This window comes from Staphylococcus pettenkoferi, from assembly GCF_002902685.1.
Taxonomy (GTDB): domain Bacteria; phylum Bacillota; class Bacilli; order Staphylococcales; family Staphylococcaceae; genus Staphylococcus; species Staphylococcus pettenkoferi.
Genome location: NZ_PPRN01000023.1, coordinates 18,322 through 34,387, shown reverse-complemented (window position 1 = coordinate 34,387; position 16,066 = coordinate 18,322). Strand labels below are relative to the sequence as shown.

General features: G+C 41.1%; 12 protein-coding genes. All 12 read right to left on the bottom strand.

Going from position 1 to position 16,066, the window contains the following annotated elements; translation table 11 throughout:
- Nucleotides 1-269 precede the first annotated feature (269 nt).
- The 12 genes from pyrE to CD126_RS05095 all read right to left on the bottom strand — a co-directional run bounded on the left by pyrE (nucleotide 270) and on the right by CD126_RS05095 (nucleotide 16,038).
- Nucleotides 270-878: an orotate phosphoribosyltransferase gene (gene pyrE, locus CD126_RS05150; protein WP_049407065.1), complete on the bottom strand. Its 609-nt coding sequence runs from the start codon at nucleotides 876-878 to the stop codon at nucleotides 270-272.
- A 1-nt stretch (nucleotide 879) separates the two neighbouring features.
- On the bottom strand, nucleotides 880-1,572 hold the full coding sequence (gene pyrF, locus CD126_RS05145) for an orotidine-5'-phosphate decarboxylase (protein WP_049407063.1): 693 nt from the start codon (nucleotides 1,570-1,572) through the stop codon (nucleotides 880-882).
- 214 nt (nucleotides 1,573-1,786) lie between these two features.
- Complete coding sequence (carB, locus tag CD126_RS05140) at nucleotides 1,787-4,960, bottom strand: carbamoyl-phosphate synthase large subunit (RefSeq protein WP_049407062.1); 3,174 nt, start codon at nucleotides 4,958-4,960, stop codon at nucleotides 1,787-1,789.
- Nucleotides 4,953-6,053, bottom strand: coding sequence for a carbamoyl phosphate synthase small subunit (locus CD126_RS05135; RefSeq protein WP_049407059.1), 1,101 nt, complete (start codon nucleotides 6,051-6,053; stop codon nucleotides 4,953-4,955). The genes carB and CD126_RS05135 overlap by 8 nt, the downstream gene beginning before the upstream one ends.
- Nucleotides 6,053-7,327 carry a dihydroorotase gene (locus CD126_RS05130; protein ID WP_103370133.1) on the bottom strand — a complete coding sequence of 425 codons (1,275 nt, stop codon included), beginning with the start codon at nucleotides 7,325-7,327 and terminating at the stop codon, nucleotides 6,053-6,055. The genes CD126_RS05135 and CD126_RS05130 overlap by 1 nt, the downstream gene beginning before the upstream one ends.
- Nucleotides 7,328-7,333: 6 nt before the next feature.
- The gene (locus tag CD126_RS05125) at nucleotides 7,334-8,227 is read right to left on the bottom strand and encodes an aspartate carbamoyltransferase catalytic subunit (RefSeq protein ID WP_049407054.1); all 894 of its coding nucleotides are present in this window, start codon (nucleotides 8,225-8,227) and stop codon (nucleotides 7,334-7,336) included.
- Nucleotides 8,228-8,251: 24 nt separating this feature from the next.
- Nucleotides 8,252-9,571 (bottom strand): uracil-xanthine permease family protein, encoded by a 1,320-nt coding sequence (locus CD126_RS05120; protein WP_049407053.1) that lies wholly within the window; start codon nucleotides 9,569-9,571, stop codon nucleotides 8,252-8,254.
- A 190-nt stretch (nucleotides 9,572-9,761) separates the two neighbouring features.
- Entirely contained in the window at nucleotides 9,762-10,289 is a 528-nt protein-coding gene (pyrR, locus tag CD126_RS05115) for a bifunctional pyr operon transcriptional regulator/uracil phosphoribosyltransferase PyrR (protein WP_002472870.1), read from the bottom strand.
- A gap of 517 nt (nucleotides 10,290-10,806) precedes the next feature.
- Complete coding sequence (locus tag CD126_RS05110; RefSeq protein ID WP_103370132.1) at nucleotides 10,807-11,724, bottom strand: RluA family pseudouridine synthase; 918 nt, start codon at nucleotides 11,722-11,724, stop codon at nucleotides 10,807-10,809.
- 11 nt (nucleotides 11,725-11,735) lie between these two features.
- On the bottom strand, nucleotides 11,736-12,215 hold the full coding sequence (gene lspA / locus CD126_RS05105) for a signal peptidase II (protein ID WP_049407050.1): 480 nt from the start codon (nucleotides 12,213-12,215) through the stop codon (nucleotides 11,736-11,738).
- A 211-nt stretch (nucleotides 12,216-12,426) separates the two neighbouring features.
- Nucleotides 12,427-15,180, bottom strand: coding sequence for an isoleucine--tRNA ligase (gene ileS, locus CD126_RS05100; protein WP_049407048.1), 2,754 nt, complete (start codon nucleotides 15,178-15,180; stop codon nucleotides 12,427-12,429).
- Nucleotides 15,181-15,408: 228 nt separating this feature from the next.
- On the bottom strand, nucleotides 15,409-16,038 hold the full coding sequence (locus CD126_RS05095; RefSeq protein WP_103370131.1) for a DivIVA domain-containing protein: 630 nt from the start codon (nucleotides 16,036-16,038) through the stop codon (nucleotides 15,409-15,411).
- Nucleotides 16,039-16,066: the final 28 nt, after the last annotated feature.

Here is a 16,066-nt window from a genome sequence, read left to right as displayed (position 1 = left end):
CGCGTAGGCGAGCGTAGCACCTTAGTCTTCCTGGCCTACTACTACAACTCCGACATTTCCTAAGTCACATTATTTTGTTAAAATAGATTAAAAATACGTGGAGGTAATTTATGACATACGTGCTTATTCCATTACTCGTCTTCTTTGTCGTATTATTGGTAGGTTGGTTACTGATTAAAATGTTTATTCGTTAATATAACTGAAATACAAATAATCCTGTGTTGCGTCGCATCAAGTACGTCAACACAGGATTATTTTTTACTATCAATTTATAAATTATCGCGCCACTCAACAAGTGTATCGATATCTTCTTTCGTAATAACGCCTCTTTCTTCTGCTACTTCAATGAGTTCATTATAATCACTTAACGTATAGAAAGGTACGTTAGCTGTTTCAAATGTTTCTGTCGCTTTCTTCAAGCCATAAGTAAAGATGGCTACCACACCAAGTACTTCTGCACCACTTTCTTTCAATGCATCTACAGCGGTGATTGAAGAACCACCTGTAGAAATTAAATCTTCAACGACAACAACTTTCTTACCTTGGCTATTCGCACCTTCGATTTGATTCTGTTTCCCATGACTTTTACTCTTAGAGCGAACATAGTTCATCGGTAAATCTAGCTCTTCTGAAATGTATGCTGCGTGTGGAATACCTGCAGTCGCTGTACCAGACACGATTTCAACGTCACCAAAGTGTTCACGAATTAATGCTGCTAAACCATCGCGAATTTGACGGCGGACTTTAGGATAGCCAAGCGTCACGCGATTATCGCAATAGATGGGTGATTTGATACCTGAACTCCAAGTGAAGCGATCGTTTGGTGAGAGTGATACCGCTTCGATATCTAATAAAGATTCTGCAATCGATCTTGCCATGTTAGTTGCACCAACTTTCTTTGATTTTGTGATAGCTTTCTACCGGATTGTCACTTTGTGTAATAGGACGGCCTACTACAATATGTGTAGAGCCATTTGTCTTTGCTTCTTCAGGCGTAGTGATGCGCTTCTGATCATTTGTTTGCGCATCTTTCGGACGTATACCTGGTGTGACTTTTAAGAAATCTGAACCTAAATGCTGTGTTAATAATTCCGCTTCTAACGGTGAGCATACGACGCCATCTAACTGTGCTTGTTGTGCAAGTTGCGCATAGTTTAAGACGGCATCTTCAATTGATGTTTGAATGTTCTGCTCGTCATGTAACATCTCTTCCGTCGTTGAAGTCAACTGTGTCACAGCGATGAGTTTCGTATCGGGGTTATGCTTTCTTAAGCCTTCTAATGCACGGTGCATCATTACTGTGCCCCCCGCTGCATGCACATTGACCATGTCGACCTCTAATTTCGCTAGTCCTTCCATCGCTTTACCTACTGTATTAGGTATGTCGTGAAGCTTTAAATCTAGGAAAATGCGGTGACCACGCGCTTTGATGTCTGATATGAGTTCTGGGCCTGTTTGATAGAACAATTCCATGCCGACTTTGACGTAAAGTGGCTCATCGAATAAATCCAAGAATTGGTCTACTTTCTCTTTAGATTCGAAATCTAAAGCGATAATTGGCAAAGTTTCCACTGATTAATCCACCTCAGTTTTTCACTTAATAGTGTGTATTGTTTAGAAAAGTTTAAGATAATATCACAATCACATTGAGCTTATCATTCTTAAACTCATACATCGCTTTCAGTTCGTGATGAGTAAAATGAGTATAGAGAGGTTGATGTTAACCCCATCGACCTCCCATTACTCAATAGTCAAAAATCATAGACCTTTTACTTCTTCCATAAGATTACATTGTTCTCATTGTAAATGTCATGCTTTCAATGACATTCGTTAAGGCGTTTGCAGTATCAAGAGAAGTGAGACATGGCACACCATTTTCTACAGAAGTTCTGCGGATTTGGAAACCGTCTCTTTCAACTTCTTTACCTTTTGTCATCGTATTGATTACAATTTGAACTTTATTGTTCTGAATTTGAGTTAAGATATCGTCTTCACGACCAATTTTACCTACGACTTGTGCGGGCACATTGTTCTCGTTAAGTTTGTGTGCTGTACCTTCAGTCGCAAGAATTCTGTAACCTACTTCGTTTAAGCGACGCGCGATATCGACAATTTCTTCTTTATCTTTATCGCTAACCGTCATGAGAACTGTACCGTGGTCTTTCACTTCCACACCACTAGCTGTGAGCGCTTTAAACAATGCTTTTTCCATCGTTAAGTCTTTACCCATGACCTCACCTGTAGATTTCATTTCAGGTCCAAGCGTAATATCAACGTTTTTCAGTTTATTAAAACTGAAGACTGGTGCTTTAACGAAGACACCTTCACTGTGTGGTTGAATACCTGGTTTGTAACCTAATTCTTGCAGGTTCTCGCCCATTACACCACGCATTGCAAGTTGTGCCATTTGAATGCCAGTAATTTTACTCAAGAACGGCACTGTACGGCTTGAACGAGGGTTAACCTCTAGCACATAGACGCCATCATGTGCGATAACGAATTGAATATTAATCAGACCCACGATATTAAGGCCTTTCGCTAAACGCATTGTGTAATCTTCAAGCGTATCCACTTCTTCTTGCGTTAAAGTTTGAGGTGGATAAACTGCGATAGAGTCACCAGAGTGAACACCTGCACGTTCGATGTGTTCCATGATACCTGGGATAATCACTGTCTCACCGTCTGAAATTGCATCGACCTCAATTTCTTTACCTGTAAGATAACGGTCGATTAACACTGGATGATCTGGACTTGCTTTAACCGCTTGGTTCATGTAGTTCTTCAATTCGTCATCACTATTAACGATTTCCATCGCACGTCCACCGAGTACATAGGATGGGCGAACGACAACTGGATAGCCGATTTCACGCGCGTTCTCTAAGGCACCTTCTGGAGAAGTCGCCGTCTTACCTTTAGGTTGCGGTACGTCGATTGTGTGAAGTAGCGCTTCGAATTCCTTTCTATCTTCTGCACGGTTAAGGTCTTCGAGCGTTGTACCTAAGATATTGACACCGTGTTTAGCTAGTTTGTCAGCTAAGTTGATTGCTGTTTGACCACCGAATTGAACGACAACGCCTTTAGGTTGCTCTAAATCGATGATGTTCATGACATCTTCTTCAGTAAGTGGTTCGAAGTAGAGCTTGTCTGAGATTGAAAAGTCAGTAGAAACCGTTTCAGGGTTGTTGTTTACAATGATTGCTTCGTATCCAGCATTTTGAATTGCCCATACAGCGTGTACTGTCGCATAGTCGAATTCTACACCTTGACCGATACGAATCGGACCAGAACCAAGTACTAAGATTTTCTCTTTATCCGTAACGATAGATTCGTTCTCTTGTTCGTAAGTACCGTAATAGTATGGTGTAGTAGATTCAAATTCAGCCGCACAAGTATCAACCATTTTATAAACAGGTGTAATACCGTTATCTTTACGTAGTTGATAAACTTCATCTTCTGTCATGTCGAAGCGGTGGGCAATCACACGGTCACTAAAGCCGTAGTTCTTCGCATATTGAACGTAGTCCACGTCGCCTTTATGTTCTTTCAAGTCATGTTCAATGTCGATGATTTGTTGGAATTTATTTAGGAAGAAGTAGTCAATCATCGTCATTTCATGGATTTCTTCTAATGTTGTACCACGGCGAATCGCTTCTCCAATGAAGAAGAGACGCTCATCGTCTTGATCTTGAATACGTTGTTTAATGTAATCTAGGCTATAGCTTTCACCATTTGGTAAACCTAAGTGGTGTACGCCATATTCTAACGAACGGATCGCTTTTAATAATGATTCTTCGTAAGTACGACCGATCGCCATAACTTCCCCTGTCGCTTTCATTTGCGTACCGAGGACACGTTCACCTTTTTCAAATTTATCGAATGGGAAACGAGGAATCTTAGAAATCACGTAGTCTAACGCAGGTTCAAACGCTGCATAAGATGTTCCAGTGATTGGGTTTAACATTTCATCTAGAGTTAGTCCTACAGCGATCTTGGCCGCAAGTTTCGCAATTGGATAACCTGTCGCTTTAGATGCAAGTGCTGATGAACGAGATACACGAGGGTTAACCTCGATGATGTAGTATTGCATTGAATCCGGATCTAAAGCGAGCTGAACGTTACAACCCCCTTCAATACCTAACGCGCGAATGACTTTCAATGACACGTCACGTAACATTTGATATTCAACGTCAGAAAGCGTTTGACTTGGTGCCACTACGACTGAGTCACCAGTGTGGATACCCACTGGGTCAATATTCTCCATGTTACATACAACAATCGCGTTGTCATTCTTATCGCGCATAACTTCGTATTCGATCTCTTTGTAACCTGCGATTGATTTCTCAATTAAACATTGTGTGGCTGGGCTGTAGTGAAGTCCATTAGAAACCACTTCACGTAACTCTTCATCGTTATGGCAAATACCGCCACCAGTTCCACCCATTGTGAAGGCTGGGCGTACGATGAGTGGATAACCCACTTGTTCTTTAAAAGTAAAGGCTTGTTCTACGGTATTAACGATGTCACTTTCAGGTACGGGTACATCTAAATCGTTCATCAAGCTTCTGAATTGCTCTCTGTCTTCTGCTTGTTGAATTGACTCTAAACGTGTACCGAGTAACGTCACACCATTTGCCTCAAGTACACCACTGTCGTGGAGTTGAATTGCCATATTGAGACCTGTTTGTCCACCTAATGTTGGTAGTAAAGCGTCTGGTTGTTCTTTGCGGATGATGCGTGCGATAAAATCGTGTGTTAACGGCTCGATATATACTTCGTCCGCAATTTCTTTATCCGTCATAATTGTCGCAGGGTTAGAGTTGACTAAGATGACACGGTAGCCTTCTTCTTTCAAGGCAAGACATGCTTGTGTTCCTGCGTAGTCAAATTCTGCTGCTTGACCGATGATGATCGGTCCTGATCCAACGACAAGAATTGTTTCTATATCTTTACGTTTAGGCATGAGTATGACGCTCCTTTTCTTTAAATTGATTCATCATATCGATAAATTCATCAAATAAGTAGTTTGAATCTGTTGGTCCTGGTGATGCCTCAGGGTGATATTGAACTGAGAATGCAGGTAATGTCTTGTGACGTAAACCTTCAACTGTATTGTCGTTAATCGCGATGTGTGTCACTTCTAAATCTGTATTCTCTAAAGAATCTTTATCTATAGAGTAACCGTGGTTCTGACTTGTTAATGCGACTTTACCTGTCTTCAAGTCTTTAACCGGGTGGTTCGCACCTCTATGTCCGAATTTCATCTTGAATGATGTTGCACCTTGAGATAAGGCGAAGAGTTGATGTCCAAGACAAATACCAAAGAATGGAATTTCGCCTAAGATGCCTTTAATCATCTCAATCGCTACTTTCACTTCTTCTGGGTCCCCTGGGCCGTTAGATAACATGACACCATCCGGAGACATGCGTTTAATCTCTTCAGCTGTTGTATCATAAGGGACAACAGTGACATTGCAGCCACGCGCGTTGAGTTCGCGTACGATGTTTTGCTTTTTACCAAAGTCTACAAGAACGACACTTAAATCGAAACCTGTAGAAACATAAGGAGATTTCGTTGAAACTGTTTGTACCTCAGTACGTGGTAATTCTGTTGATTTCAACTTCTCAACGAGTGAGTCAATTTCATCTTTGTTATCGGTAAATCCAGCTTTCAAGACACCATATTGTCTAATCTTGCGAGTAATACTACGTGTATCGACGCCAGAAATGCCTGGAATATCGTATTCAACGAGCACTTCGTGGAATGTTCTTTGCGAACGGAAGTTACTAGGATGCTTGCTCGCCTCTTTCACTACAACGCCGTTTAAGCTAGGCACGAGCGTTTCGAAATCATCACGGTTGATACCATAGTTACCGATGAGCGGGTAAGTAAAAGTAATGATTTGTCCTGTATAAGATGGGTCAGAAATTGTTTCTTGATAACCTGTCATCGCAGTGTTAAATACAATTTCACCCATTGTTAAGTTATCTGAACCGAGTGGGTACCCTTCATAATATGATCCGTCTTCTAATACGAGATAACGTTTCTCAATCATTAGATTTCCTCCTTAAATTTCACTGTTCCTTCAACCATTGTAAGCACTGGGTTACCGTATACTTTGTAACCTAAGAACGGTGTGTTACTTGCTTTAGAATGGAAGTCTTCAGCTTTAATTTCGCGCTCTTGATCTAAGTTGATAATCGTTAAATCGGCTAAGCTACCTTCTTCAAGTTTGCCATAAGGTAAGTCGAATGTTTGAGCAGGTTTAATCGTTAAGTAGTCAACAAGTTGTTGTAATGTCCAGTCCCCATTTTTTACGAAATGTGTGTAAAGTAATGGGAAGGCTGTTTCACTACCTACGATACCAAATGGCGCACGAGTCATTGGTTGATCTTTCTCTTCTGCTGCGTGTGGCGCATGGTCTGTTGCGATACAATCGATTGTGCCATCAAGTAATGCTTCGATTAAGGCGTCACGATCTTCTTTGCTACGTAATGGTGGATTCATTTTATAAATCGCATTGTCACCTGGCACATCATCTTCAGTGAGCAATAGGTGATGTGGTGTGACCTCAGCTGTCACGTGGATGCCTGCTTTCTTCGCATCTCTAATTGCACGTACACTTTCTTTCGTTGAAACGTGACATACGTGATAATGTGCACCTGCTGCTTCAGCGAGTAACACGTCACGCGCGATTTGAACTGCTTCACAAATGTTTGGAATACCTGGGATGCCTAACTCTTTACTACGTTTACCGTCATGCATCGCACCACCGTAAATTAAGCTATTGTCCTCACAGTGTGCTACGACTGCTTTACCTTGTTTCGCTGCCGCTTTCATGGATTCGTACATCATGCTTGCTTCTTGCACACCTACGCCATCGTCTGTGAACGCGAATGCACCATGTTGAGCGAGGGCTTCAAAGTCTACATACTCTTTACCTGCTTGACGTACAGTGATTGCTGCGTATGGTAAGACACGAACTTGTGCGCTGTCTTCAATAATCTTATTCACATGCTCTAGATTTTCTACAGAGTCAGGTACAGGTTTCGTATTCGGCATCGGACATACGGTAGTGAAGCCACCGCGTGCTGCTGCTTTCGTACCTGTTTCAATTGTTTCTTTATGTTCGCCGCCTGGTTCACGTAAATGAACGTGTACGTCAACGAGTCCTGGTGCTACAAATTGACCCTGTGCATCGATTTCTTCTGCGTCGAGTGTGTTATCGATTTGGCCATCGATCATCTTGATGCGTTCACCTTCGATTAGGATGTCTACTTGTTGTAATTCCCCATTTTGTAAAATTTGTGCATTTTTAATTAATTTCATAGTCATTTACCCCTTTCGATTATCTAAAATTGTATCAATCACAGCCATGCGTAGGAACATGCCGTTTTCCATTTGTTTAAAGATGCGAGACTTAGGTGCTTCGACGAGTTCGTCAGCAATCTCAACCCCTCGATTCACTGGAGCAGGATGCATGATAATCGCGTGTTCCTGAAGACGTTCATAACGTTCTGGTGTAAGGCCGAAGTCATGATGATAATGACCCGCTTCAAAGTGATCAACCTCTTCGGACCCATGTCGCTCATGCTGTACGCGAAGTAACATGACGATATCCACTTGATCGATCACTTCATCCATATCAACGTATGGTGCTCCAATAGAGTTGTCTTGCCATTCTTGTGGGCTTGAGAACATGACTTCTGCACCGAGTGCTGTCAAACTGTGATAGTTACTTCGAGCAACGCGAGAGTTTTTAATATCTCCACAGATGAGTACTTTCAAACCTTCAAAACGATTAAATTCTTCATGAATCGTCATGATGTCCAATAAACTTTGGGTAGGATGCTGACCACTGCCGTCTCCTCCATTAATGATAGGTATGTTGATATTGTCTAGTTTATCGTAATAAGCATTCTCAGAATGGCGGATAACGAGTAAATTCACGCCTATGCTCTCTAACGTTTTACATGTATCATATAAGGACTCGCCCTTCTGAACGGATGAAGTAGAAGTTTCAAAGTCCACTAAGTTTAATCCCAGCTTCTGTTCAGCTACGAGAAAGCTACTCTTCGTACGTGTAGAATTCTCAAAGAAGAGATTTGCTACAAACTGATCTTTGTATTGCGGGAAAGGCCTAGCGCCAGATTTAAATTCACTTGCTTTGTGTATCAAGTGGTCAATTTCTGTCGTCGATAAATGTTCCATTGATAGTAAGTTTCTCATATTCTAACCTCCATCTTCTTTCCGTTATGCGTCCTTGCTGTCAGTTGCTGATTTAGGTTGCGGTAATATTAAGTTCAAGATAATGCCTGCTAAAGCAGCTAAGGCCATACCTTCAATTTGTAGGTTAATGCCTAATCCTTTTAAATTAAAAACTAGGTTTCCAATACCAATCACGAGAATGACTGAAGCGATGACTAAGTTGCGGTTCTGCGCAAAGTCGACGTTGCTTTCAACTAACATTCTCAAACCACTCGCTGCGATGATTCCAAAGAGTAAGATGGAAACGCCGCCCATCACGGGTGTAGGTATGGATGAAATCAGTGCAGTGAACTTACCGATAAACCCGAGCAGGATAGCGATACATGCTGCCCCACCGATGACGTAAATGCTATAAATTTTCGTAATCGCTAGTACACCGATATTCTCACCGTATGTCGTGCTTGGTGGACCGCCGATGATACTCGCAAACATCGTAGATACACCGTCACCGATAATGGATTTGTCTAGTCCAGGGTCTTTAAAGAAGTTACGTCCTACAATCTTATTAATCACCATTTGATGACCGATGTGTTCGCTGACAGTAACGAAGACAATCGGTACCATCACTAAGACGAGTCCGAGATGGAATGATGGAACGTAATCTTTAAACGGTAAGTAAATATCAGGCAATAGCAGCCATTTCGCATGAGCAATCGATGCGAAGTTAACTAGGCCGATACAAACTGACACGATGTAGCCGACGATAATCCCTACAAGTACAGGTATCAGTGATAGAAACCCTTTAAAGAAACCTTGTACACAAATCGTTACGAGCAAGGTAATCATTGCTACGAGCAAGTAACTCAAGTTGTAACCTTTCATCTCTCCAGAGTTCTCAAACATTGCCATGTTTACCGCTGTCGGTGCTAAGCTCAAACCGATGACCATGATGACTGGACCAACTACAACAGGTGGCAACAAATGCATGAGCCAGTTAATCCCACTGAGTTTGATGATCAGCCCAATAATGACGTACATCACACCACTCATGAAGAGTGCGACTAACATATCCCCGAGACTATGGTTGGCAATACCTGAGATGATGGGCGTGATAAAGGCAAAGCTTGAACCCAAGTACGCTGGGATCTTCGCTCGTGTGATGAGTATGTATAATAAACTTCCGATTCCTGAAGCGAGTAGCGCTGCTGATATCGGCATATGTGTTAAGAATGGTACGAGTACCGTTGAGCCAAACATCGCAAATAAATGTTGGGTACTCAAGAATGCCCATTGGGAAGGTTTCGGTTTGTCTCTGACGTCGAGCACCGGTTTCGCCGTGCGCTCAAACAATTGTTCATTTTCCATCTCTTTTTCTCCTTTTAAAAAAAGTCTCTTTACTCGGTGTAAAGAGACTGAAACAAAACATCCTTTAAGCATGAAGATACACGTTGCTCTATACATGCATAAAAGGACGGTACAGCTGATTCAAAGACCTCACTCTTCTTGAATCAGTGTACATGCTTTTTCAGTCTCTCGTACTGATTTAAAAGCTGAATTATTCAATTGCGACGGCATTGCTGTGATCAACTTCTTCTAAGTAAACGGATACTGCTTCGTCACGTGCTGTTGGAATATTTTTACCTACGAAGTCAGCACGAATCGGCAATTCGCGATGGCCACGGTCAACGAGTGCCGCAAGTCCAATCTTATGCGGTCTCGCGTGCCCCAATATCGCATCTAATGCCGCTCTCACTGTACGACCCGTATAAAGTACATCATCAATAATAATCACAGCTTGATCTGTAATTTCTGTGTCAATATCGAAAGGTGGCTGAGTTGTCTCTACAGATGAAGCTTCTTTGTCATCTCTGAACTGCGTGATATCGATTGTGCCAGTGGGTACAGACTGATGTTCAATGGACTCAATCTTCTCTTGAATGCGTTTCGCTAAAAATGCGCCTCGTGTCTTAATACCAAGCAATACTAGACGGTCTGTTCCTTTATTATATTCAAGTATTTCGTGAGCGATACGTGTTACTGTACGTTGGATGGCTGCATCATCCATGATAATTCGTTCAGACATAATCTCCACCTACACTTTGAAATTAGATTGATGTGACACTTAAAGATCAATTGCGTTGCGCATAAAAAACGACCACATGTCTTTATGAAGACATGCGGTCTTGATTGGATACACCTTCGCGATACTTATGACTTGGCGTTAGGGTCGTACATTCATTGAAATGAACGTACGTGAAGGTTGAGTAATTCATAGTCATGATCTACACGATAGCGTGCGGAAGTTCTTCACTATGAATCTCATGTATGCGACTCAATATGCGATGTCTTCGGAGCCTCTCTGGACTCATCGTTAAAGACTTGCGTTTTTTAAATATGCGATTTAACTTTATCTAAATTTTACATCTAATACGGTCGAGCGTCAAGTTGAGTTTGAAATGGTTTCACAATTTAATTCTACAGTGAATGTTCAGTGGTTCTCATCGCTTTGCCACCATAGCTATAGAAGTCTGGAATCGTCTCAATCCTCAATACACGCCGTAGTTCATATGACAGTGCCTTATCACGGCCTCCACCTATACTTAGCTATCACTATGACGCAATTCATCTAATAAATTTGCGAAGGCATCAGGTACTGGTGCTGTGCGTTCGATATATTCACCCGTTCTAGGATGTTGGAAACCAATTACGCCAGCATGTAGTGCTTGGCCACCAATATCCAACGTCTTCTTCGGACCATACTTCGGGTCACCTACGAGCGGATAGCCGATATATTTCATGTGCACACGAATTTGGTGCGTACGTCCTGTTTCAAGTTCACATTCCACTAATGTATATTTTTTAAAATGTTCTTTCACATCGAAATGCGTGACAGCTTCTTTACCATCATCGACGACAGCCATCGCTTGTCGATCATTCTTATTACGTCCGATTGGCGCATCGATTGTTCCGTAATTATGCGGAATATTGCCATGCACGAGCGCTGAATATTTACGCGTCACTGTCTTCGCCATCAATTGTTCAACAAGGCTACGGTGTGCCACGTCATTCTTCGCAACCATCAAGAGTCCTGACGTATCTTTATCGATACGGTGTACAATACCTGGTCGAACTTCACCATTGATACCAGATAAATTCTGCATTTGATACATCAAGCCGTTGACGAGTGTTCCAGAGTAATGCCCTGGTGATGGATGCACAACCATACCTTTAGGTTTGTAAACAATCGCGACATCGTCATCCTCATAGTAAATGTCCAAGTTCAAATCTTCGGGTTGAATATCCGCTTCTTCAACTTCTTTCTCAGTCACTTCAATGACGTCGTTCGCTTTCACTTTGTAGTTCGCTTTGACCACTTTACCATTTACTTTTACTAAACCTTCTTTAATCCAGTCTTGCATTTGCGAACGTGACCACTCGCTGTTAAATTCTGGAAGAACTTTGTCAATGCGTGACCCAGCTAAATTCGTTTCTGCAATATTGAATTGATGTTGTTCCATGATCTTACCTCCTATTCCTCTTTATTATTCATATCTTTTAACAAAGCAATGATGATGAAGATAACCCCTACCGTCAAACTTGAATCTGCTACGTTAAAAATTGGGAAATCATATCCGAAGATATTTGTGTCGATAAAGTCAACCACTTCGCCATGTAATAATCGGTCAATAAAGTTACCAATCGCTCCAGCGAACAGAAGACTTAAAGCGATTTGCATGAATAAATTGCCTTTCGCCTCTTTAATATAAAAAATTATGAGAATCGCTAATATAATAAGTGTAATGATGACAAAGAAGCCCATTTTACCACTTAGAATGCCCCACGCCGCCCCGTTATTACGATGTGAAGTGATATTTAAGAAGTGGGGAATCACCGTGTAAGAATCGCCTATGGTCATCTTTGCTGCAATTAAATATTTCGTCAATTGGTCTATTGCTAATATCAATAATGTGACTACTACCGTAGTTCCAATAAAGTACTGGCGCTTCATTGAGGTACCTCCTCGGTTTTAATTCGTCCATATAGACAACAACTTTCATTATAGCTTAATCCTTATGTAAACAAAAGTTTAGACCTAGTAATGAATCTTATCATTTCAGAACAAAAGACACCCTTCTGAATGCGCGTGTACGTCATTCAAAAGGATGTCTTTGAGTCATGTTACCTAACTGACTTAACGTCAAATCAATTTATAATTGAAATTAAACTAATGTCTTCACGACAGCTTGACAACGTGGGCAAAGGTCAGTGAGTTCGCCTACTGAACCAAGGTCTTCACTATAGTTCCAGCAACGTTGACATTTCTCACCGTCAGCATGTTCAACTTTTATGTCACCGTGTGCATAAGAAGCACCACCTTCAATATTGTCCACTACTTCAGCTTGAGAAGTGATGAATAGCTGTTGTAAATCTTCAAAGCCTTGTAAGAACTCTGTCGCGTTAAACTCACTATTACTTCCAATTGTCACTTTCGCTTCTAATGATTTACCGATGACTTTCTCGTTACGTGCAATTTCTAATGCACGGTTCACATCGTCGCGAAGTTTCATGAATGTGTTCCATTTCTCAACTAATTCAGTATCAACATCTTGAACTTTTGGCATATCAGTGAGGTGAACACTTTCTTCTTGAACATGTGGAATGTAACTCCAAACTTCGTCAGCAGTATGAGCAAGAATTGGCGCAAGTAATTTCGTCATATCAACAACGATTTGGTAAAGCACCGTTTGCATGCTACGACGTTTATGTGCACTGCGTTCTTCGATGTAAAGAATATCTTTACCATAATCTAAGTAGAAGTTACTGAGTTCTACGTTGATGAAGTTTTGAACTTCTTGATAGATATTTAAGTAATCGAAGTTATCGTAGTTTTTAATTGTGCTTGCTGTAAATTCGCGGAAGCGATTTAAGATGTAACGATCGACTTCTAATAAATCAGCTTCAGCAATAGCATCTGTTTCAGGATTAAAGTCGTTGACGTTACCTAGCATGAAGCGCAATGTGTTACGAATTTTACGATACACGTCCGCAGTTTGTTTAATGATTTCGTCTGAAATACGCGCATCGGCAAGATAATCTACACTACTTACCCATAAACGTGCGATGTCTGCACCTTTCTGCTTCACGATTTGTTCAGGAACGATAACGTTACCTAATGATTTACTCATCTTCTTACCTTCGCCGTCCATAACGAAGCCGTGAGAGAGCAACATCTTGTATGGTGAACGATTACGCGTCGCTACTGATGTTGTGATAGATGAGTTGAACCAACCACGATATTGGTCACTACCTTCAAGATAAAGGTCAGCTGGGAAAGATAGCTCAGGGCGTTGTTCAAGTACACCACGATGAGATGAACCAGAGTCGAACCATACGTCCATGATATCTGTTTCTTTCGTAAATTCACCGTTAGGGCTACCAGGATGTGTGAAACCTTCAGGTAATAAATCTTTCGCTTCACGGTCGAACCACACGTTTGAACCGTATTCTTCTACGAGGTCTGCCACATGATTCACTGTTTCTTCAGTCATCACGATGTCGCCATTTTCAGCGTAGAATACTGGAAGCGGTACACCCCAGACACGTTGACGTGAGATCACCCATTCGCCACGGTCACGAATCATGTTATAGATACGTGTTTTACCCCAGTCAACTTTAAAATGCGTCTCTTCAATCGCATCTAAAATATCTTGACGAACTTTATCGATAGAAGCAAACCATTGTGGTGTCGCTCTAAAGATTACTGGTTTCTTCGTACGCCAATCATGTGGGTAACTATGTGTAATGAAGTCTAATTTCAATAATGAGCCGTTCTCTTTAAGTAAATCAGTAATTGGTTTATTGGCTTTGTCGTAGAATTCACCAGCGAACGGACCTGCTTCTTCCGTTAACACACCTTTGTAGTCAACCGGACTGATGACTGGTAAATTATATTTCGTACCTACGATATAGTCATCCTCCCCGTGTCCAGGTGCCGTGTGAACGCATCCTGTACCTGCATCTGTAGTAACGTGATCACCGTTAATGAGTAAGACTGTACGATCTTCTAAGAATGGATGTTGCGCTTCAACATATTCTAAATCTTTACCTGAGAATTCTTTCACTAATTCGATGTCATCCGTATTCCAACCTAAATTCTCAGCTACATCGTCAACTAAGTCTTTACCTACGACGTATTTATGACCATCAACGAGGTATTCACCGTAAGTTAATTCAGGGTGTACTGTGATTGCTACGTTAGCTGGAAGTGTCCATGGTGTAGTTGTCCAGATGATAAATTGTGCATCTTCATCTACGACATCTTTACCGTCTTTCACATCGAATGCAACGTAGATAGATGGAGAACGTTTGTCGTGATATTCGATTTCCGCTTCTGCAAGTGAAGATTCACTTGATGGAGACCAGTAGACAGGCTTCAATCCTTTGTAAATTAAACCTTTCGCAGCCATTTCTCCGAATAAACGTAATTGCGCTGCTTCATATTCAGGTTTTAAAGTGATATAAGGATTGTCGAAGTCACCACTTACACCAAGACGTTTGAAATCTTTTTTCTGTAATTCAATCTGGTTTAACGCAAATTCTTTACATTTCTCTCTGAATTCAGAAACTGACATTTCTTTACGTTTAACACCTTTTTTAGTCAATGCTTGTTCGATTGGAAGACCGTGTGTATCCCAACCTGGTACGTATGGCGTATAGTACCCTTGCATCGTCTTATAGCGCGTGATGATATCTTTAAGAATCTTATTCAACGCATGACCCATATGTAAGCCACCATTCGCATATGGAGGGCCATCGTGAAGAATGTATGATGTATTACCTTTGTTTTTCTCTAAAGATTTTTGATAAATCTCTTTCTCATCCCATTCTTCTTGGATCTTAGGTTCTTTGTTGGGTAAACCTCCACGCATTGGGAAAGCTGTCTTTGGCATTAATAGGGTTTCTTTATAGTCCATTTCATTCACTCCTTCTTACTATTAAAAAAGAACTCTAAGTTCAATTAACAGGGACGACTCGAATCATCGCGGTACCACCCTGATTAACTCAACTTAGAGTTCTCTCAACTACATTATTATACTTGTTGAACAGTGATATAAGAAACACACATATACTAGGCTTTCACCATCCCTAGCTCGCTAATCATATGCAAACTGTTTCTTACGCGTCTGTTCGATCTAACCATATTATTTAGACTTTAAGTCATCATCTTTAGATGTATTCTCTGTCTGTTCATTACTTTGTTCGTTGTCGCCTGCTTCTTGTTTCTCTTTAAGCGCTTGTTCTTCAGGCGTTAAATCTTCATTATTTAAGTGCTGTACATTCTCTTCAGTCACTTGTTGTGCATCTAAATCGTAATTCAGAAGATAATCCCAATCGTCGTTCTTGAGAAGATCGAGTTGCGCTTCCACTAACATGCGGAAACGGGATCTAAAGATTTTAGATTGACGTTTCATATCTTCTGTTTGGAAAGATAAGCGACGTGCTTTCTCCACTGCATCGTTAACGATACGGTCAGCTTCCGCTTGCGCTGTCTCTTTTGTCGCTTCAGCCTCTTTCGTAGCAGCAGCTTTCGTTTCTTCACCTGCTTTTTGTGCTTGAACTAAAGCGTCGCTCACAGATTGATGCACATCTTTGTATGATTTAAGATTTGTTTCTTTATCTTCAATCACTTTTTCAAGTTGTTTCTTATCTTCTTTCAATCGTTCGATTTCTTTACTTAATTGTTCTAAATAGTTTGCTACTTCAGTTGCTTCGTAACCATTTTTCACACGTGAAAATGATTTATGTTTAATTTCACTAGGTGTAAAAGGCATTGAATGACCTCCTCTATCTCTACCTACG